Origin of the sequence: Aquaticitalea lipolytica (assembly GCF_014641635.1) — a bacterium.
In the GTDB taxonomy this organism is placed as follows: domain Bacteria; phylum Bacteroidota; class Bacteroidia; order Flavobacteriales; family Flavobacteriaceae; genus Aquaticitalea; species Aquaticitalea lipolytica.
Map to the genome: position 1 here is coordinate 84,363 of NZ_BMIC01000001.1, position 18,968 is coordinate 103,330.

14 protein-coding genes are annotated in these 18,968 nt (G+C 34.2%); 6 read left to right on the plus strand and 8 right to left on the minus strand.

Annotation, left to right across the window (positions count from 1 at the left end; all coding sequences use genetic code 11):
- Window position 1: 1 nt before the first annotated feature.
- The 6 genes from IEW41_RS00420 to IEW41_RS00445 form a co-directional block, all read right to left on the minus strand.
- On the minus strand, window positions 2-3,076 hold the full coding sequence (locus IEW41_RS00420; RefSeq protein ID WP_188604366.1) for a type I restriction endonuclease subunit R: 3,075 nt from the start codon (window positions 3,074-3,076) through the stop codon (window positions 2-4).
- A gap of 31 nt (window positions 3,077-3,107) precedes the next feature.
- Window positions 3,108-3,341 carry an HTH-like domain-containing protein gene (locus IEW41_RS00425; protein WP_188604367.1) on the minus strand — a complete coding sequence of 78 codons (234 nt, stop codon included), beginning with the start codon at window positions 3,339-3,341 and terminating at the stop codon, window positions 3,108-3,110.
- Between the two features lie 187 nt (window positions 3,342-3,528).
- On the minus strand, window positions 3,529-5,358 hold the full coding sequence (locus IEW41_RS00430) for a hypothetical protein (RefSeq protein ID WP_188604368.1): 1,830 nt from the start codon (window positions 5,356-5,358) through the stop codon (window positions 3,529-3,531).
- Window positions 5,359-5,377: 19 nt separating this feature from the next.
- On the minus strand, window positions 5,378-7,144 hold the full coding sequence (locus IEW41_RS00435) for a hypothetical protein (protein WP_188604369.1): 1,767 nt from the start codon (window positions 7,142-7,144) through the stop codon (window positions 5,378-5,380).
- 864 nt (window positions 7,145-8,008) lie between these two features.
- Window positions 8,009-9,955, minus strand: coding sequence for an acetate--CoA ligase (gene acs, locus IEW41_RS00440; protein WP_188604370.1), 1,947 nt, complete (start codon window positions 9,953-9,955; stop codon window positions 8,009-8,011).
- 70 nt (window positions 9,956-10,025) lie between these two features.
- The gene (locus IEW41_RS00445; RefSeq protein ID WP_188604371.1) at window positions 10,026-11,399 is read right to left on the minus strand and encodes an alanine/glycine:cation symporter family protein; all 1,374 of its coding nucleotides are present in this window, start codon (window positions 11,397-11,399) and stop codon (window positions 10,026-10,028) included.
- A gap of 136 nt (window positions 11,400-11,535) precedes the next feature.
- On the opposite strand from IEW41_RS00445, the gene IEW41_RS00450 reads away from it, so the two are divergent.
- Window positions 11,536-12,717 (plus strand): heparan-alpha-glucosaminide N-acetyltransferase domain-containing protein, encoded by a 1,182-nt coding sequence (locus IEW41_RS00450; protein WP_229660134.1) that lies wholly within the window; start codon window positions 11,536-11,538, stop codon window positions 12,715-12,717.
- Here the strand turns inward: IEW41_RS00450 and IEW41_RS00455 are convergent.
- Both IEW41_RS00455 and IEW41_RS00460 read right to left on the minus strand, forming a co-directional pair.
- On the minus strand, window positions 12,707-13,666 hold the full coding sequence (locus IEW41_RS00455) for a phosphoribosylaminoimidazolesuccinocarboxamide synthase (RefSeq protein WP_188604372.1): 960 nt from the start codon (window positions 13,664-13,666) through the stop codon (window positions 12,707-12,709). The two genes, IEW41_RS00450 and IEW41_RS00455, sit on opposite strands and share 11 nt — an antisense overlap.
- An 88-nt stretch (window positions 13,667-13,754) precedes the next feature.
- Window positions 13,755-14,708 carry a PhoH family protein gene (locus IEW41_RS00460; protein ID WP_188604373.1) on the minus strand — a complete coding sequence of 318 codons (954 nt, stop codon included), beginning with the start codon at window positions 14,706-14,708 and terminating at the stop codon, window positions 13,755-13,757.
- 211 nt (window positions 14,709-14,919) lie between these two features.
- Between IEW41_RS00460 and IEW41_RS00465 the strand changes: the two genes are divergently transcribed.
- Genes IEW41_RS00465 through gldG form a run of 5 tightly spaced genes read left to right on the plus strand, consistent with a single transcriptional unit; the run spans window position 14,920 to window position 18,967 of the window.
- Entirely contained in the window at window positions 14,920-15,756 is an 837-nt protein-coding gene (locus IEW41_RS00465; protein WP_188604374.1) for an SAM hydrolase/SAM-dependent halogenase family protein, read from the plus strand.
- Between the two features lie 2 nt (window positions 15,757-15,758).
- Window positions 15,759-16,055: a putative quinol monooxygenase gene (locus IEW41_RS00470; protein ID WP_188604375.1), complete on the plus strand. Its 297-nt coding sequence runs from the start codon at window positions 15,759-15,761 to the stop codon at window positions 16,053-16,055.
- Between the two features lie 35 nt (window positions 16,056-16,090).
- A complete protein-coding gene (gene gldF / locus IEW41_RS00475) occupies window positions 16,091-16,819 on the plus strand; it encodes a gliding motility-associated ABC transporter permease subunit GldF (RefSeq protein WP_188604376.1) in 729 nt (242 codons plus the stop codon).
- Window positions 16,816-17,310 carry a hypothetical protein gene (locus IEW41_RS00480; protein WP_188604377.1) on the plus strand — a complete coding sequence of 165 codons (495 nt, stop codon included), beginning with the start codon at window positions 16,816-16,818 and terminating at the stop codon, window positions 17,308-17,310. Before gldF ends, IEW41_RS00480 begins: the two co-directional genes overlap by 4 nt.
- A complete protein-coding gene (gene gldG / locus IEW41_RS00485) occupies window positions 17,297-18,967 on the plus strand; it encodes a gliding motility-associated ABC transporter substrate-binding protein GldG (RefSeq protein ID WP_188604378.1) in 1,671 nt (556 codons plus the stop codon). The genes IEW41_RS00480 and gldG overlap by 14 nt, the downstream gene beginning before the upstream one ends.
- Window position 18,968 lies beyond the last annotated feature (1 nt).

Here is an 18,968-nt window from a genome sequence, read left to right on the forward strand (position 1 = left end):
ATTATGCGGTTTTTCCGTGGTATTCATTAAGGTATTCTTCTACAATTAAGTTGCGTATAAACTCTATGGTATCTACATCCATTGGCGTTTCTAGCGTTTTATTAAACTCGGTAAACACTAGTTTAGCAACAATACGCGCAAAATAGCTTTCGTTATTTAAGCTGTCGTTCCTATCGAGTACAGCAATATCGGTTTGTGATTTTATGTTTTGTAAGGCCTCTATAATAGCTGTTTTTAGTTTTGATGGCTTGCCAGCTTCTATCAAACGTTTTTGTACACGTGCGTATTTGGCATCGCCATCATATTTATCTTTCAACAGGGCATTACGTCTGTTCAATTCCTTTATTTTTTCATGGATGTTTTTTAAGGAGGTAATGTTTGTCTGCATCTCTTCCTGTGTTACTTCGTTTAAATTTTTGTCATCAAACAAACGACGTAATTCTTCATATAAACTTATCCACTCAGGGTCTTTGGTATCAAAATTATTACCCAACGCTTCTCTGGTTTTTTTAAGGATGTCTTTAAGTTCGCCAGCAAGCACTAATTCATTCTCTCCAATTTTTCGGAATCCGAATACTATATCTTCTAATGCCATGTTGAGCAGATTACCAACATCTTCGTTTTGTTGTAAGGCCTCTTTAGCATTAATTAATGCTAAATGATTTACAGCTTCAATACGTAAGTCTCCTAGTTTTCTGAAATCCATTTTCTCTAAAAGCTCATACTCACCAACCAAACGAATAATATTATATAAAGCGCGAGCATCTTCTAATGCTTTTTTAATTTTAAGCATCTCGCCATGATCACTAATTTGTGAGATTTGAGACGAGAAGTTTTCAGCATTTTTTAAATCGAAATCGGCAAGGGTTTCCTTAATTTCACGAATGGAAGCTTCCATTTCTTCACGTGTCATAAACAAATTAGAATAGCTTTCCATTTCGTCTCCTAAAAGCTCTTGCAACTCGTCAAAATAGGCTTTATTGGTTTTATCGAACTCTTTAGAGATGTCTGCAAAATCAACAACGTACCCGTATTTATAACCCTTATATTTACGATTAACACGTGTTAAGGCTTGCAGTAAATTATGCGCTTTAATAACTCGCCCTAGATAGATTTTCTTTAAACGTTTTGCATCAAAACCAGTAAGTAGCATATTGTAAACAAACAAAAAGTCAATCTTTCCTGCTTTGAAATCATCACGCCATTGTGTTAGATCGTCTTTACTACCAGAATCGTGTAAAATAAGTGCTGCTTTTTTAACGCGATAGTCTTCTTTGCGCAATACATTATATTTTTGATTGGGTTCTGCTGCCATTGGCATTGAAACATCATCAACTTCTGGATTAGCATATACACGGTTAAAAATAGCGTACATTTCTTCGGCCTGTTCGCTGCTATCGCAAATTACCATGCCACCAACACTTGCGTCGTTATTTCGTTGTCTAAACTGCTGGAAATCGTTAACAATATACTCTAGCATAGGAGCCACAAAGGAAGGATGTGAATACACTAGTTTTTTATTAGCATCCCCTTTTATAAAATCAATACTATCTAATGCTTTTTTAAGCAATATTTTATATTCAGTTTCAATTTCCTCACGAATGAGCTTTAATGTATAACCATCGGCTATCGATTTGTTATAGTAATACTTATGAATATAATTACCAAAAAGGTCTTTAGACTTTAAGCTATCACCTATTAGCGGTGTTCCTGTTAATCCAATTTTAATTGCATTACGATCAGATTGTTGCAGATTAGCTAAAAAACTACCTTCTGGATTATAACTGCGGTGTACTTCATCTAAAAAATAAACGCGCTGTATATTAATATTGTAATCCGTTGTGGTACTAACATCAGGGTCGTTTTCAAACTTTTGGATGTTCACTACCGTAATTTCACGTTGACCTTTGTCATTATTAACTGCTGTGGTTTTCTTTAAGTCAGTTACAAATTCTTCTCTCGAATTTACGGTATGCACTTTAAGTCCGCGAGCCGTAAACTCATCACGTGCTTGGGTTAACAAATCTAAACGGTCTACAATAAAGTAAAACTTCGGGATGATGTGTTGTTTCTGGAAATAATCCGTTAGAAAATGAGTGTTATAATATGCTAAAGCTGTTTTACCACTTCCTTGTGTGTGCCAAATAATTCCTTTACGAATGCCTTCATCCAGTTTTTGCTCTATGGCTTTTGTAGCAAACAATTGCGGATAGCGCATAATATGTTTTTGTAAACCTGATGTTTCTTTAACATAAACCAAAGCATATTGCAACATAAACTTTAAGCGCTCTTTGCTCAATAAAGATGTTAACACACGATTGGTAGCCGAATTAGGGTTTTTGTTTGTAGTGTATTCAGCACTATTTTTTATAGAATGATAATTAGTGTCCTTAAGCAAAAAGTTCTCCACTTGTGTATCTAAAGGTCTCAGTTCCTTAGATAGATTAAAGCCAATTTCTTCTCTAAAATAATTGAATATAGGTTTGTGATATGATGGTGATGCATAAAAGGCACCTTGCCAAGGTTCAATCTCATTATCATCGTACTCCATGTTATTAGAAAATAACATGAATTGAGTCATGTTTACAAACTTTCTAAATTTTTTATTCTGAAAACGAGATTCTATGCGGTCACGCTCGGCAATTACACCATCACGATTGTTTGGTTTTTTAACTTCAATAAATACCAATGGCATGCCATTAATTAAACAAATAACATCTGGTCTGAAATTATCTTCTCCATTCTGATATGGTAATTCAGTTACTACATGGAAGTCGTTATTATCAAAATTTTCAAAATCAATGAGTTTAACACCCGAACGGTTGGTGAGCATTTCAAAAAAGGCTTTACCTAAATCTTCATTTTCAAGAGCTAAATCAATTTCTTGATAGAGTCTGTTAATATCGGCTTCGGAAATACCTTTATTAATTCTTGCTAAGGATTTTTTAAATATATCCTTAAAAATATTGGTTTCTAAATCCCACTCAGCTTCTTTTAAAGACAGATACGTATACCCTAACTGAGTTAGGTGTAGTATTGCAGGTAGTTTTACTCTTGAGTCTTCGTTGAATGCCATACTTTAATTAGATTGTTTTCTTATCTATAAATTATAAGTTTTCTTTTACAGATACATATTGTGAAAGTTTGACTCCTTTACTTATTTCTGTACCAAAAGATTCTGGGATTTTTGCGGCTTTTGCAATCTCTTTTTTGTTGAATTTACTCAGTTTAATTTGAGTTGCATACTTTATACCAAATACATGAATCATAGCAACTGCTTCTCCTTTTGGTGCATTATGATATAACTTTCCTAAAACTGCACCTAATTCGTTTATTGTCATATTTTATATTTAAAAAATAATCTATTAGTTGTAAAAATAGAAATTCTTACAAGAGTTCTTTATAAAAAATCGTAATAAAAACCCTTTAGTTATTAACTAAAGTTTTGGTTAATTGTGTCAACAAATTAATCCGTTGTAAGGGAGAGTTTAAATATAGTATTTTTTTGAAATGGTTGTTATAAAATTATCATGGTAAATTTAAATATGTTTTAGGGTTATAACGTGCTATTTGGTCGAACTCGTTCTCGGTTAAGCCTGCTCTCATATCGGCCAAAATAGCTTTATCGCTTTTATGGTTACGTACCACATAAAAATCGCTACCATACAACACTTTGGGTTTTAAACCATCGTTACTAAGGGTTTGTTTTAATAGTGGTAAAATAACTTCATCATGCAGTATATAGCTTATATCGGCATACACGTTTTTGTACTGTAGCATGATGCTGCAAATAATAGTATACCAATCGACATACTTCCAGATATAGGCTAGTTTGCCTGGGCTGTCTTCACCATTGGCATTTTTAAAAAAATCGATACCCTTTTGTGGTTGTAAAATGAGTTGCGAGGTATAGTTATCGCGATCGCTCTCTAAAAAGCGTTTCCATTGGTCATCGCCACCAAAGTGTGCAAAACAGAGCTTTAAGCTACTTAGGCCTTTGCCTTTTTGTACTGTTGTATTTGCCTCATCGCAAGGAAATAGTTGTTGTAACTGGCTTGCGTTTGTTGATTGCTTTATCACTTTATAGAGTAACTTCTCGTCTAACAAACACAGGTAGTTAAGCGGATTGGTAAAGTTATTGGCAAAGTCGATGTTTTTAACTTCGTTAAGGTGTAATGCCTTATCGTCTTGAGTGATATAATCGGCATTAAAATCGAAATCTACATTATGCTCATCATCATCTTGATTGGTGGTAGCCTTAAATTTTGTACTGTCTATCTTCCCTTCTGTAAATATCTGGTGGTTATCCCAAATAGGTTTCTTTTTACCACGATAAAAGATGGTGCCTTTTATGCAATGCGACATTACTGGCAGATTGTTTTGTACGCAGTATTTCCAAAGTGGCAGTAAGGCTTCATCAAAAGGATAATAGCCTAAGGCTGGATATATTTTTATGCCTGCAAAGTTATGGTCTTCTAAATACTGCTGCATTAAACAGCCTTTGGTTAGCAATACATTGCCTGTTTTGGGTTCAATAGTATAATTAAAATAGGTTTTGTCTGCCATACGACGAGGGTCGGCAAACACAAAGGGGTGAAAGGTATCTCTATCTTGAGGGCGCTTTTTTATATCTAATATGCCTTGCATTTGCGTTTGTATAGTGAAGCCTTTTTTTAAGTTACCAGCATCCATAAACTGCATATCCATAGGTAAGCCTACAAAATGGGTATTGACAGGGTATTGCTTTTTGAGCTTATCGTAAATGCCTTTTTGGGTTTTGTATTTAGAAAACAAGCCTATTTGTACATAGCGAAAAAATAAATCGGTAAAGTGTTTTCCTGGCAGGATTTTGAATTGTCTTAAGAGTGCAAAAACCAGGTTGCGGATAGATTTAAAAACGATAAGTATAATGATAAAGAATACTATTTTGAAAAACAGACTAGGTACCACTATTATTAATCCGCTTTCTTTTAAAAATACTAATGCTTTAACCAACCATTGCTGAATGATGTTTTTATATTGATAGTCAATATCTAAAAACCAAGTGCCTAAATAATAGAAAATGGCTACTATTAAATAGGTTTCTACAATAAGCTTTATTATGCCTAGAATATAATGGCGTTTTATAAAAATTTGAAACTCGTATGTTTTACGTTTTAACCATTTATAGCGGTTTTTAAAGAATAGTGGTTTTACTACATCATAATACCAACGTATGCACATAATAATAAAGCGCATTGAAAATATACGATGTATGGGTTCTGGCAAATAGGTTTTAGCAAGAAATGGTGGTACGTAATCTCCTGTAAACGTATGCACATGGCAATTGATTATTGGTGGTTTGTTAGCTTGTGGCATGGTGTGGTTGTATTAATGCTTATTCAGGCTTTGTTACATTATCTGCTGCTTTAGGCTTAAACCGATTAACAAAGGAGGTTAAGTTGGTTGCATAACCTACCATAATTTGTGGGTATATGCTATGGTTTTCGGTATGGTAATAGCTTCCTATTTTTGCGTATATACCACCTTTAGACTTTTCTGGGCTTGTAAGCCAGTAAAAGTTAGCCTCAACATTTACCAGATTGTATTTTACGCCAAAGTTGTTTTTACCACCATCGACAATAATATCGTTTTTAAAGCTTCGGTTGTTTATAGATTTGGTATCGTTATAGTTTAAGTCTTCAAGACTGATAAAAATATCGGCTCCGAAATTGGTTTGTGGTCGTATCTCGAAATTTAAATATGGTCCGTGACCAACAGATAATAATTGTCGGCTTGTTACAATATCTGTTTCGGTATCTAGGGTTTGTGTATAACGGAATCCTGTACGATAAAACCCTGCGCTATAGCCTAAAGAGGTGTTTAGAAACCAGCCTTTAGACTCGTAGGTTAAGACATCTAATTGTATTTTTCCGTAGAGGTTATTTTTACGAAGTAAATCGAAATTACTAAAAGTTTCGTCATCTGAAATGGCTATAAAACGCGATTCGTCTTCAAAGCTATTGTTTAGTGCAATGTTTGCTGTGGTTACAAATTGACGTGTTAGGGTTAGCTTTTTCCAGTTGCGTAAGTTAAGTGGTAACAATAATTTTGCCTGAGTATTTAATATGGAATTACTATTCTCTGTATTAAAACCCATAACATCTGTATAGACAATGCCTGTGAAAAAATCGAAAAAGCGGCGTTGTATTACTTGTACCGATTGCTCTTCAGGTGTTTTTGATGATAGTGACACCTGACTATTGGCTATAGAATAATTAAAAAACTGGTCGGACTCATAATCAAACACATCGTTGTAATCGATGATAATATCATCTCTGTTTTTGTTTTGAACAGACACTGTACTACCATATTTATTAAAATAGCGTAATGCAACACTAAAACTGTTGTTTTCGAAGATGAGTTTTTCAGAAACACCATTAACTGTAAGTATAGCTTTGATATAAATTGATGAGGCTTTGTTATTAAAGAACTGGATTTTAGCATCTAAAATTTCTAAGGTCCCAGTACCTTTTACTTCTTTCTTGGTTGGATCTGAGGTATTATTTTTAATACCTACTTGTTTTAATATATTCACTAAAGAATCTTTAGAAACATTGGCCAAAATACTATCGTTAGAAGTATTATTTAGTGTCATTAAAACAGATTCTGCTTTGCTAGGTGGAGTATCTTTGTATTTAATATAATACGGAATGTGCTTATTGAGTATCACTTTTGCCGAATACTGGTCTTTTTCATTATCAACAGTATAAAGGATATTTTCGAGCTCTGTTTTACTTGCTTTTAGAGCTGATAAATCGCTAGCCTTAAGTTTTTCTATAAGTTTACCAATAGCCGTTCTTTGGTCGTCGGTAATTGTGGCCATATCTAAGGTATCGTCTAAATACGTTTTAATGTTTGTTAAAACATCACTCGTTAGTAACTCTGACGTAATGGCTTTTGTATATTCTTGAGTAACTGTACAAGTGTCTTTTTTACAGAGTTTAAGTGTGAATTTTTGGTCTTCAGACTTTGCATATACACTGTAAATAGATTGGCTGACAGCAATATTGTCTAAAAGCTTATAATCTGCTTTAGTCTCTTCTTGAGCGAAAATAGAAACTGATATTAAAGCGGTAAAAATAAAAGTAAGTAGAATTTTCATTATGTTGTTGTTTTGGTTACAGAAATCAAATACCACTACAACATACCTTAATAACCACTATAAATAGCAGCTTGATGGTATGCAAATAGTTGGTGTCAACAACAGTTATACGAATCCTTACTAATGAGAATTGTTAGTCTTTGTATGGATTAAAAGTAATAAAAATAACTATCCGTTTATCGATAAGGTGAAGGACTTGTTAACAGGTGTTCTTTATAAGTTAAACATTTACAAGGTTTTATCTGTGGTGTTTTGTATGTGTTGTGGGTTGAAGTTAATTTTTTGTGATGATTCTTACTGTTCATTTTACCTTGATGCAAAACCCTTCGACGTGCTTAGGATAAACCAAGGCAAAAAAAGTTTAGGCGTTATGGGATTGTCAAATGGATTTTTTTACTGTTCATTTTACCTTGATGCAAAATGAACCAAAACATCAATACGATTTAGCTACGCTGAATCTTCGATTTGAGGACGTTACTGCGTACCTCTCGCGTTAGTTGTTTAATACTTCTACTCTCTTTTATAACTATGCTCCAATCCTTGATTTTGATTGCTAAGTTTACTTTACCGCTCGTTACGTCTGCAAATCGTCATTCTTTTCCGACGTGGTCGGAATGTCAAGTAGATTGTGGAGTTGTTACCTCATTGTGAGAAATAAAACATTGACGTCAGTTCGAGTGCTTCGACTTTAGGCGAAGTGTATCGAGAACAGGTTAAAGAGATAAAGCTTCTCGATACTATTTGCTCATTATTCGCAAATCACTCGAAATGACGATAGATGAGCAATGTGTTATACTTCTCGATACAATGCTTCATTCTTCAGCATCACTCGAAGTGACTATAGTATGGTGCCTCGGAGTGACATTACAAGGCATTATCCATAATATCTTGCACACATTCTGGGTTTAGGAGTGTGCTAGTATCGCCAAGGTTACTGGTGTCTTTTTCGGCTATTTTACGGAGTATGCGACGCATAATTTTACCAGAGCGCGTTTTTGGGAGTCCGTCGGTAAACTGTATTTTTTCGAGCTTGGCAATAGGTCCGATACTATCGGAAATAAGCTGGTTGATTTCTTTACGTAAAGCATCGTGATTATAGCTGTTATCAGAATCTTTTAAGGTGACATAACCATACAAGGCATTGCCTTTTATATCGTGAGGAAAGCCTACAATAGCACTTTCTGCCACTAGTGGATGCTCGTCTATAATATCTTCAATTGGTGCGGTACCCAAATTATGACCAGATACAATAATAACATCGTCAACACGACCTGTAATACGGTAGTTACCAGATTTGTCGCGCAAAGCACCATCACCTGGAAAATACTTGCCTTTATAAGCTGAGAAATACACATTTTTATAACGCTGGTGGTCACCATAAATAGTACGTGCCAATCCAGGCCATGGGAATTTAATGGCTAAAATACCCTCAGCAGGATTGCCTTGAATTTCGTTACCTTTTTCATCTAACAACACAGGTTGTACTCCTGGTAATGGTAAGGTAGCATAGGTAGGTTTATCATTAGTTACACCTGCTAATGAGGAAATCATGATGCCTCCTGTTTCGGTTTGCCACCAGGTATCGACAATTGGGCATTTGCCTTTACCAACATAATCGTTATACCAGTTCCACGCTTCGAGGTTGATGGGCTCACCTACGGTTCCTAAGGTTTTTATATGTTTTAAATTGTAATTATCAGCCAGATTGACTGTGTTTTTTGCCAAGGCTCTAATAGCAGTTGGTGCTGTATAAAATTGGTTGACTCTGTGCTTTTCACAAATTTCCCAAAAGCGTCCGTAATCTGGATAACTAGGAATACCTTCGAACATAACCGTTGTAGCGCCATTAGCTAATGGTCCGTACACTATATAGCTATGGCCAGTAATCCAACCAATATCTGCAGTGCACCAATACACATCTGGCATACTCGCTCTAGTATCTTCACGTCCATAACGTTGTGTTCTATCGCATCGGTATTGAAACACATTTCTGAAGGTATAGGCTGTATATACCATATAACCACCGCAAGTATGTACCATTCCTTTAGGTTTTCCTGTTGAGCCAGAGGTATATAAAATGAAGAGCATATCTTCAGCATCTATCTCAACAGCAGGACAGTTATCATCTACTTTTTTGATTTCGTCATGCCACCATACCTGATTTGTTTTTAAAGCCACATCAGATAGTACACGTTTTAAAACAATAGTTTTCTCAATAGAAGGGCAAGATTGTAAAGCCTCGTCTGCAATAGCTTTTAAAGGGGTAATTTTATCGCCTCTAAATCCGCCATCAGCAGTAAGTAACATTTTACATTGCGCATCATTGATTCGTGCAGCTAATGCTGATGAAGAAAAGCCACCAAATACCACTGAATGCACTGCTCCTATTCTCGCACACGCTAACACTGCAATGGTTAACTCTGGAACCATAGGCATATAAATACACACACGATCGCCTTTTTTAATGCCATTGGCTTTTAACACATTGGCAAACTGACATACTTTGCTATGTAGTGCTTTATAGGTAAAATACTGTGCTGCTTCATTAGGACTATTAGGCTCGAAAATGAGTGCTGTTTGATTGGCACGTTCTTCTAAATGCCTGTCTAAACAGTTTTCTGTAATATTGAGTTTTCCGTTTACAAACCATTTAACTTCAGGTTTGGTGAAATCCCATTCCAGCGTTTTAGTCCATTTTTTTTTCCAAAGAAATGATGATGCGATTTCATCCCAAAAAGCTTCAGGATTTTCTACGCTGTCTTTATAGGCTTTTTCATATTCGTGGTATGAGTTTATTTGAAATCTTTGCATGCTGTTTTTTTGAAAATTTTGACTACTCTAAAGTACTAAAATTATTAGTACTATAACTAATATGATTCAACTAGTGATTCTTCATTCTTATAAAATAGGCTTTAGCCTCTTTAACTACTTTTGGTGCTAAGATTAAGGTGGCTGTCATGGTTGGAATTGCCATAAGTGCAAAGGTACCATCAATAAGATTAAGCATTAAACTTAATGAAGTTGTTGCTCCTAAGAGTATGCTAGCGATATAAAAATAATTGTAATAATGTTTGTTATGGTCGCCGAATAAGAAAGACATACACTTAGTACCATAATACGAATAGGTGAATAATGACGAAATACTAAAGGTAGCAATACAGAGCAGTAACACATATTTACCAATACCAGGAATAGCATCGTTAAACGCCATGGCTGTTAAACTCACACCATTAGCATCGCTACTTTGCCAAACGCCAGTCACTAAAATAGCTAACGCCGTTAGTGTACATACAAACAAGGTATCGATTGCTGGGCCAAGCATAGCCACCAAGCCTTCGCGAACAGGCTCAGAGGTTTTAGATGCACCATGAGCCATTGGTGCAGTACCAATACCAGCTTCGTTAGAAAAAGCACCACGACGAATACCCAATAATATTAATCCGCCTAAAACACCACCTAAAAACTCCTCTTTTTTAAAGTAGTTAGCATCAAAGGCATCAGTAATCATAAGCATTAGATATTTTGGGACTTCACTACGATAGGCAAACAAAATAAAAACCACTGCAACAAAATAGATGATAACCATACTTGGCACCAGTTTTTCTGCTGTTTTACTAATTCGGTTTAAGCCTCCTAATATGACTACAGCTGTTATTGCCACCAAAACCAAGCCAATGCAAAGGTTAGACATAAAGCTCACTTCGATTCCATTTGGTACCAGTAAAATATCGTTAATAGCTTGTTTTAACTGGTTGACATTAAACACAGGTAATGCACCAATTAATGCACAGACGCTAAAAAACACAGCGAGTGGTTTCCATGATTTGCCTAAACCTTCCATTATAAAATACATTGGTCCGCCTTGTATATTACCAACACTATCTTTACCTCTATACATCACAGCAAGTGTGCAGGTGAAGAATTTTGTTGACATACCAATAATAGCGCTTATCCACATCCAAAACATGGCACCAGGACCTCCAATATTTATAGCCACAGCAACGCCAGCAATGTTTCCCATACCAATAGTAGAAGCTAATGCCGTTGATAAGGCTTGAAAGTGGGAAATCTCACCAGGATCGTCTGGATTATCATACTTACCACGCAATACATTAACAGCATGACCAATAAATCGGAACGGAAGGAATCTTGATAAAATAAGTAGATATATTCCGCCTCCAATAAGTAAAATTAATAATGGTAATCCCCAAGCATAGTCAGAATATTTTTGAGCGATAAGTTCTAATGTTTCCATAAACTAATTTAATAATAGCAACTAAAGATATTGTTTTTAGATATAAAAAAACGTGTTGTATTACGAAATAACTATTGATTATAAAAGTTATTAATTTTAATATTTAACATTATATTTACATTTACAACGACTACAATTGAAATCTAAGTCTACAAGATTATATTTTTTAGATGCTGTTAGGGCATTTGCTATTTTGATGATGCTACAAGGGCATTTTGTCGATACTTTATTAAATCCATTGTATCGTGATGACTCCTATATTGCATACACTATATGGTCGTATTTTAGAGGTATTACTGCGCCTACATTTTTTACTATTTCTGGATTAGTTGTATTGTATTTGATGCTAAAAGCCAATGAGAAAGGCGATGATAGCGTTCGTATAAAAAAGGGCGTTTCGCGTGGACTGATGCTGTTAGTCATTGGTTATGCTTTGAGGATTCCGTTTTTATCATGGTTACAAGGAAAGTTTGACACTTACTTTTTGGTTATTGATGTACTGCAGTGTATCGGACTGTCATTATTGATATTAATAGGACTGTATTTGCTATGTAGGAGAAACAGTAAAATACTATCTGTGGTATTGTTGACTATTGGTTGCGTTATCTTTTTAACCGAGCCTTTATACCGAACCTTAAGAGTAGATAGTATTCCGTTGTTTTTTTCTAACTATATATCGAAAGCCAATGGTTCTATTTTTAATATTATACCTTGGTTTGGTTATGTTGCCTTTGGTGGTTATTTAGCCACTATATTTTTTAGAAAATCGCAAAATGAATATTTTAAAGTACGAACCGTTTCTATATTTTTTGGAGTAGGTTTAGTCTTGTTATTCTTTTCAACCGATATTTTACATCTACTGTATTATTTAACTAATATTCAGCTATTTGAAGATGCAGCAAATTATAACTATTTGTTTTTGCGCTTAGGGAATGTGTTTTTATATTTTGGTGTTTTCTATTTACTTGAACGCTATATGAAACAGTCGATAGTCACAAAAATTGGTGAAAAGACCTTAAACATATATGTGGTTCATTTTATAATTATTTACGGAAGTTTTACAGGAATAGGACTAAAACATTTTTGGTACAAATCACTCGAGCCTTGGGAAGCTGTTTTTGGAGCTATAGCATTTATGATTGTAGTTTGCCTAATTGTATTCCATATAGGTAAAACCAATGCCTTTATATATAACAACCTTCGTAGATTATTACACCTAGTTATAAAGCCCAATAAACACAGTACAGAATACGATGATGTTTCTGGTGAAGGTGAAGATGACGATGAAGAAAATGAGGTAGAAGACGTTAAAAATTAGCTTTAGCTAGATAAGTTTCTACATTCGTTTTTATGCGTTCCTGAATATTAGTAACATCGGCTTTTACAAATTGTTCTCCCATTATATTTTCATACAACTCTATATAACGTTCGCTTACTGTATCGATATATTCATCAGACATTACAGGAACAGTTTGCCCTTGCAAACCTTGAAAGTTATTTGCAATTAGCCACTGACGTACAAACTCTTTTGATAGTTGTTTTTGCGGTTCGTTTTTATCTTGACGTTCTTGATAACCGTCAGCATAAAAGTATCGTGAAGAGTCTGGTGTGTGAATCTCATCGATAAGGACAATTTTACCATCTTTAGTTTTACCGAATTCGTATTTGGTATCGACTAAAATTAAACCACGAGAGGCTGCTATTTCTGTTCCGCGTTGAAACAGTTTGCGTGTGTAATCTTCTAAAACCAAATAATCGGCTTCGCTAACAATGCCACGCTTAAGAATATCTTTGCGAGAAATATCTTCGTCATGGTCTCCCATTTCGGCTTTAGTTGCTGGTGTAATAATAGGCTCTGGGAATTTATCGTTTTCTTTCATGCCTTCTGGTAGTGGCACACCACAAAGCAAACGTTTACCAGTTTTATACTCACGTGCTGCATGACCAGACATGTAACCACGTATTACCATTTCTACTTTAAAAGGTTTGCATAAATGACCAACAGCCACATTTGGGTCTGGTGTTGCTATAAGCCAATTAGGTACCAAATCTTCAGTTTGAGACATGAATTTGGTAGCTATTTGGTTTAATATTTGCCCTTTGTATGGAATTCCTTTTGGCATTACAACATCGAAAGCCGAAAGCCTATCTGTAGCAATCATTACCAAAAGGTTATTATCTATATTATATACTTCTCTTACTTTCCCTTTATAAACACTTTTTTGGTTTGGAAAATTGAAATTGGTATCTATTATTGTTTTACTCATTACTTATTTTTTTAGCCCTAATTGAGGCTTTGTTGGAGCTCCTCAAAGAGAGCGACTGCCGAAAGTAGGTTTCAGCTCCTACATATTATTATTCTCTGTTTTCGATACTTCTGTAAGCTTCGATGACTTTTTTAACTAGTTTATGACGAATAACGTCTTTATCGTCTAGGAAAATCATGCCTACGCCTTCTACATTTTTAAGAATAAGAAGCGCTTCTTTAAGTCCTGAAATGGTGCGACGCGGTAAATCGATTTGACCTGGATCGCCTGTAAGTAAGAACTTGGCGTTTTTACCCATACGCGTTAAAAACATTTTCATTTGGTTGTGCGTTGTGTTTTGACCTTCGTCTAAAATCACAAAAGCATTGTCTAGCGTACGACCACGCATAAATGCCAAAGGCGCTATTTGAATGGTTCCGTTTTCGATAAACATTGCCAGCTTTTCTGCAGGAATCATATCGCGTAACGCATCGTATAACGGCTGCATGTAAGGGTCTAGTTTTTCTTTTAAATCGCCTGGAAGGAATCCTAAATTCTCTCCTGCCTCAACCGCTGGACGCGTTAATATAATACGTTTTACCTCTTTATTTTTAAGGGCTTGTACTGCTAAGGCAACACCTGTATAGGTTTTTCCTGTACCTGCTGGACCTATGGCAAATACCATATCGTTTTGGCGCATACTCTCAACCAAACGACGTTGGTTTACTGTTTGCGCTTTTATTAACTTGCCGCCTACACCATGTACAATGACTTCTCCACTTTTATCAGACGTTGTGAAATCGTCGCTACTCTGACTTGTTAATACGCGCTCAATAACATTTTCGTCGATTTTATTATACTTCGTAAAATGTGTCATAAGCATAGTCATACGACGATCAAATTCTTCTAGTAAATCTTCATCACCATAGACTTTTATTTTATTCCCTCTGGCAACTATTTTTAATTTAGGAAAGTATTTTTTAAGGAGTTCGATGTTTGCATTTTGAGCTCCAAAAAAATCCTTAGGAGCAATTTCTTCTAATTCGATTATAAGTTCATTCAAAAGCTATGGGATTTAATAATTTATCTGTTTTGTTTTATTAGTTTTGTGTTGTAACAAAATGACATAGATTTTTCAACCTATAGTAACAAAAATAATTGAAAATATTTATAAAGAGATTGCCTCTGTCATTTAAAAATCAATTAGTTTTCAACATTACAATTACACACTATTTTATAACAAAGTAGCGTTAAAAAACAGAAACAATTTATACATGGCAATTATCACATTAACGACTGATTTTGGCGAAAAAGATCACTTTGTAGGCGCTGTTAAAGGCGCTATATATAGCGAGCTGGAAAATGTTAAAATTGTTGATATCTCTCATTCTATTTCTCCTTTTAATGTGCCTGAGGCTGCTTATATTATTCAGAATGTTTATAACAGTTTCCCTAAAGGGAGTATTCATTTAATTGGTATAGACTCTGAGCTTAATCAAGAAAACAAGCACATTGCTGTAAAGTTAGACGATCATTATTTTATATGTGCAAATAATGGTATTATGAGCATGATTTGTGCTGAGATTGCTGCTGAAAAGATTGTTGAAATAAATATACATGACAAAATAGAAACTAATTTTCCTGTTTTAGATGTGTTTGTAAAAGTGGCTTGCCATATAGCACGTGGCGGAACTTTAGAGGTGGTTGGTAAAAAAATTGATACCATTAAGCCTATAAAAAATATGAGTCCGTTTGTTAATGACGAGCAAACACAAATTATTGGAAGTGTTATTTATATTGACAACTACGGAAATGTGGTTACCAACATTAAACGAAAGTTTTTTGAAACCATACAAAAAGGGCGTCCTTATGAGATTTCGGCAAGAAGCTATAAATTTAAAGAGATATATAATAAATACAGTGAGATTGTTAATTTTGACATGCCAGAAGACAAACGCCATGATGAAGGAAAAGGTCTTGTACTGTTTAACTCATCTGACTATCTGGAAATTGCGATTTATAAAAGTGATAATGCCACTGTTGGTAGTGCATCGACTTTAATGGGCTTGCAAATGCGTGATACTGTAACCGTAAACTTCATAAAAGATTAAGTATGTTTGTAAGAATTGTAAAAATGAGTTTTAATCCGTTGAAAGTAGACGAATTTCTAGCTAATTTTGAAGCCAAAAAGCGATTGATTAGAGAATTTGAAGGTTGTGAGTTTTTAGAGTTATATAGAGATAAACACCACACCAACGTATTTTTTACTTATAGCTACTGGGATTCTGAAGAATATTTAGAAAACTACAGACAATCTGATTTGTTTAAAAGCGTTTGGGCAAAAACCAAACCCCTTTTTAATGACAAACCTGAAGCTTGGAGTGTTGATAAATTAGTTTCGCTGGAATAATTAATAATAAACCTTATAACTTTTAATAAAAGCACATGTTAGCCATACTAAAAAAAGAGATTAATAGTTTTTTTGCGTCGCCAATTGGCTATTTGGTCATTGCTGTGTTTTTGCTACTCAATGGACTGTTTTTATGGTTATTTAAAGGTGAATTTAATATTTTAGATAATGGATTTGCCGATTTATCAGCTTTCTTTTTATTAGCACCTTGGATACTCATTTTTTTAATTCCAGCAGTTACTATGCGTAGCTTTTCTGATGAAAAAAAACAAGGCACATTAGAGTTATTACTCACAAAGCCTATTTCAAATTTACAGATTGTACTTGGTAAATATTTTGGCGCTTTTATACTTATTATTATTGCTCTAATTCCAACTTTATTATACGTGTTTACTGTTAATAAACTTGGTAACCCAGAAGGCAACCTTGATATAGGAAGTACTTTAGGTTCGTATTTTGGATTGCTGTTTCTTGTTGCTGCATATACAGCAATTGGTATATTTTCTTCAACATTATCAGACAATCAAATTGTAGCCTTTATAATTGCAGTTTTTATTTGCTTTTTCTTCTATTTTGGATTTGAAGGCTTATCTAACTACAATCTTTTTGGTGACACTTTTTATATTGAAAAACTAGGCATGGAATCACATTTTAAAAGTATGAGTCGCGGAGTTTTAGATACCAGAGACATTATTTACTTTATTAGTATTACTATCCTTTTTATTATACTCACAAAACTTAACATTCAAAATTCAAAACAATGATAATCACGCCTTTATTAGTATTATTTGTAATTATAGTTTTTATACTCGTCTATCTTTTTGTTAGCACTATAGATAAACGCAAATGGCTTACGTTGCTTGTAAGTATAGTATTAACTCCTGTAGTATATTTCTATTTATTTTATCCTATGCTTAATATAATAAGCAATTATCATCATGAAAAATATTTTGATAAAGTAGCTTGGGCAGAAAAACCAGGGCTTCGTTATGAGATGATGAATAACATGATTGATTCTAAAGAGTTTACTGGTAAATCTAAAGAAGAGGTTACCAACCTTTTAGGAAAATATGAATGGTTAGGTTGGGATTATAAGCAAAATACTTATGATGAAGACAAATGGAATTATGGTGTAGGTATTTTACCTGGAGCTTTTAATGACAAAAAAGTTAATATGACTTTTATATTTAAAGACAACCATGTAGTAGATATTCTTTATTTTGATGAACTTATTGTATTTGATGAGAAAAAATAAATCAAATATTGTAAAAATTGCTATTGTACTGCTTGTCATTATTGTAGTTAATGTGGTAAGCGGTAAGCTGTATAAGCGTTTCGACTTAACTAAAGACAAACGTTATACACTATCGCAATCGGCTTTAAATACTGTTAATGGCGTAGATTCGCCTGTTATTGTTGATGTGTTTTTAGAAGGAGAATTCCCTTCAGAGTTTAGACGATTACGAAACGAAACACAGCAGTTATTAGAAGAGTTTGCGCTTTATAATAGCAATATAACCTTCAATTTTATAAACCCTTTAGAAGATGAGGCTACTCGCGATAGTAACATTCAGCAGTTAGTGCAGCGAGGCATGCAACCATTGCAATTAAGTGTTAATGAAAGTGGAAAATCGTCGCAAGAGCTAATTTTTCCTTGGGCTTTAGCAAGTTATAATGACCAAACAGTACTAATTCCTCTTATTAAAAATAAAATAGGCTCTAATCAGCAAGAATTAGTAACTAATTCTATTCAAAATTTAGAGTATGCTTTTGCCGATGGATTTAAAAAATTAGTATCACAAAAAGAGAAAAAAATTGCCATTTTAAAAGGTAATGGCGAATTAAGTGATATTTATATAGCAGACTTTTTAAAGACTATAAAAGAACATTACTTTTTAGCGCCTTTTACTTTAGATAGTGTTGCTAGTAATCCGCTAGGAACCTTAAAAAACATAAAAGAGTACGATTTAATTATTGTTGCAAAACCAACACTTGCTTTTAGCGAAGAAGAAAAACAAGTATTAGATCAATATACCATGAATGGAGGAAAGAGTTTATGGCTTACAGAATCTATTGTGATGGATAAAGACAGTTTGTATAACGATTCAGGCAAAGCGGTAGCTATTATGCGTGATTTAAATATGAATGACTTTTTCTTTAAGTATGGCGTTCGAGTAAATCCTGTTATAGTAAACGACCTCTACTCTGCTCCAATAACACTAGCTATTGGTGAAGGTAGCGATGCTCAATTTCAACCTCTACAATGGCCTTATTCGCCATTAGCAGCAGGCAATCCAGACCATTCAATTACCAGTAACCTTAACTTAGTTAAGTTTGATTTTGCAAGTCAGATAGATACCTTGAAAAATTCGGTTAAGAAAACTATTCTATTACAAACATCAAGCCTTACAAAACTAGATGGTGTACCAAAAGAAATAAGCCTAGATATTGTAACGCAAGAGCCAGATCCTTCAACATTTACTAAAGGACCACAAAATTTAGCACTATTGTTAGAAGGTGAATTTACTTCGGTTTATAACAACCGAATTAAGCCCTTTAATCAATCGGATATAAAAGATAAAAGCACACCTACAAAAATGATTATTATTGCTGATGGTGATGTTATAAAAAATGATGTAGTAAAAAGTAAACCACAAGAACTAGGTTTTGACCGTTGGACAGGTCGTAGTTTTGGTAACAAAGAATTTTTGCTAAATGCAGTAAATTATCTCCTAAATGACGATGGACTTATAAACATTAGAAGCAAAGAAATACAAATTGCTTTTTTAGACACCCAAAAAGTTGAAGATGAAAAAAGCAAGTGGCAGTTTATAAATATCGCGTTACCACTGCTATTACTAGGGGTTTTCGGATTTGCTTTTAATTATTTTAGAAAGAAGAAATATACCTAGA

Bases quoted from the DNA above. Each gene is read 5' to 3' on its own strand.
- IEW41_RS00430 (WP_188604368.1), bottom strand. From the start codon at position 5,358: ATGCCACAAGCTAACAAACCACCAATAATCAATTGCCATGTGCATACG.
- IEW41_RS00420 (WP_188604366.1), bottom strand. From the start codon at position 3,076: ATGGCATTCAACGAAGACTCAAGAGTAAAACTACCTGCAATACTACAC.
- IEW41_RS00480 (WP_188604377.1), top strand. From the start codon at position 16,816: ATGATAATCACGCCTTTATTAGTATTATTTGTAATTATAGTTTTTATA.
- IEW41_RS00455 (WP_188604372.1), bottom strand. From the start codon at position 13,666: ATGAGTAAAACAATAATAGATACCAATTTCAATTTTCCAAACCAAAAA.
- gldF (WP_188604376.1), top strand. From the start codon at position 16,091: ATGTTAGCCATACTAAAAAAAGAGATTAATAGTTTTTTTGCGTCGCCA.
- IEW41_RS00445 (WP_188604371.1), bottom strand. From the start codon at position 11,399: ATGGAAACATTAGAACTTATCGCTCAAAAATATTCTGACTATGCTTGG.
- acs (WP_188604370.1), bottom strand. From the start codon at position 9,955: ATGCAAAGATTTCAAATAAACTCATACCACGAATATGAAAAAGCCTAT.
- IEW41_RS00435 (WP_188604369.1), bottom strand. From the start codon at position 7,144: ATGAAAATTCTACTTACTTTTATTTTTACCGCTTTAATATCAGTTTCT.
- IEW41_RS00465 (WP_188604374.1), top strand. From the start codon at position 14,920: ATGGCAATTATCACATTAACGACTGATTTTGGCGAAAAAGATCACTTT.
- IEW41_RS00470 (WP_188604375.1), top strand. From the start codon at position 15,759: ATGTTTGTAAGAATTGTAAAAATGAGTTTTAATCCGTTGAAAGTAGAC.
- gldG (WP_188604378.1), top strand. From the start codon at position 17,297: ATGAGAAAAAATAAATCAAATATTGTAAAAATTGCTATTGTACTGCTT.
- IEW41_RS00425 (WP_188604367.1), bottom strand. From the start codon at position 3,341: ATGACAATAAACGAATTAGGTGCAGTTTTAGGAAAGTTATATCATAAT.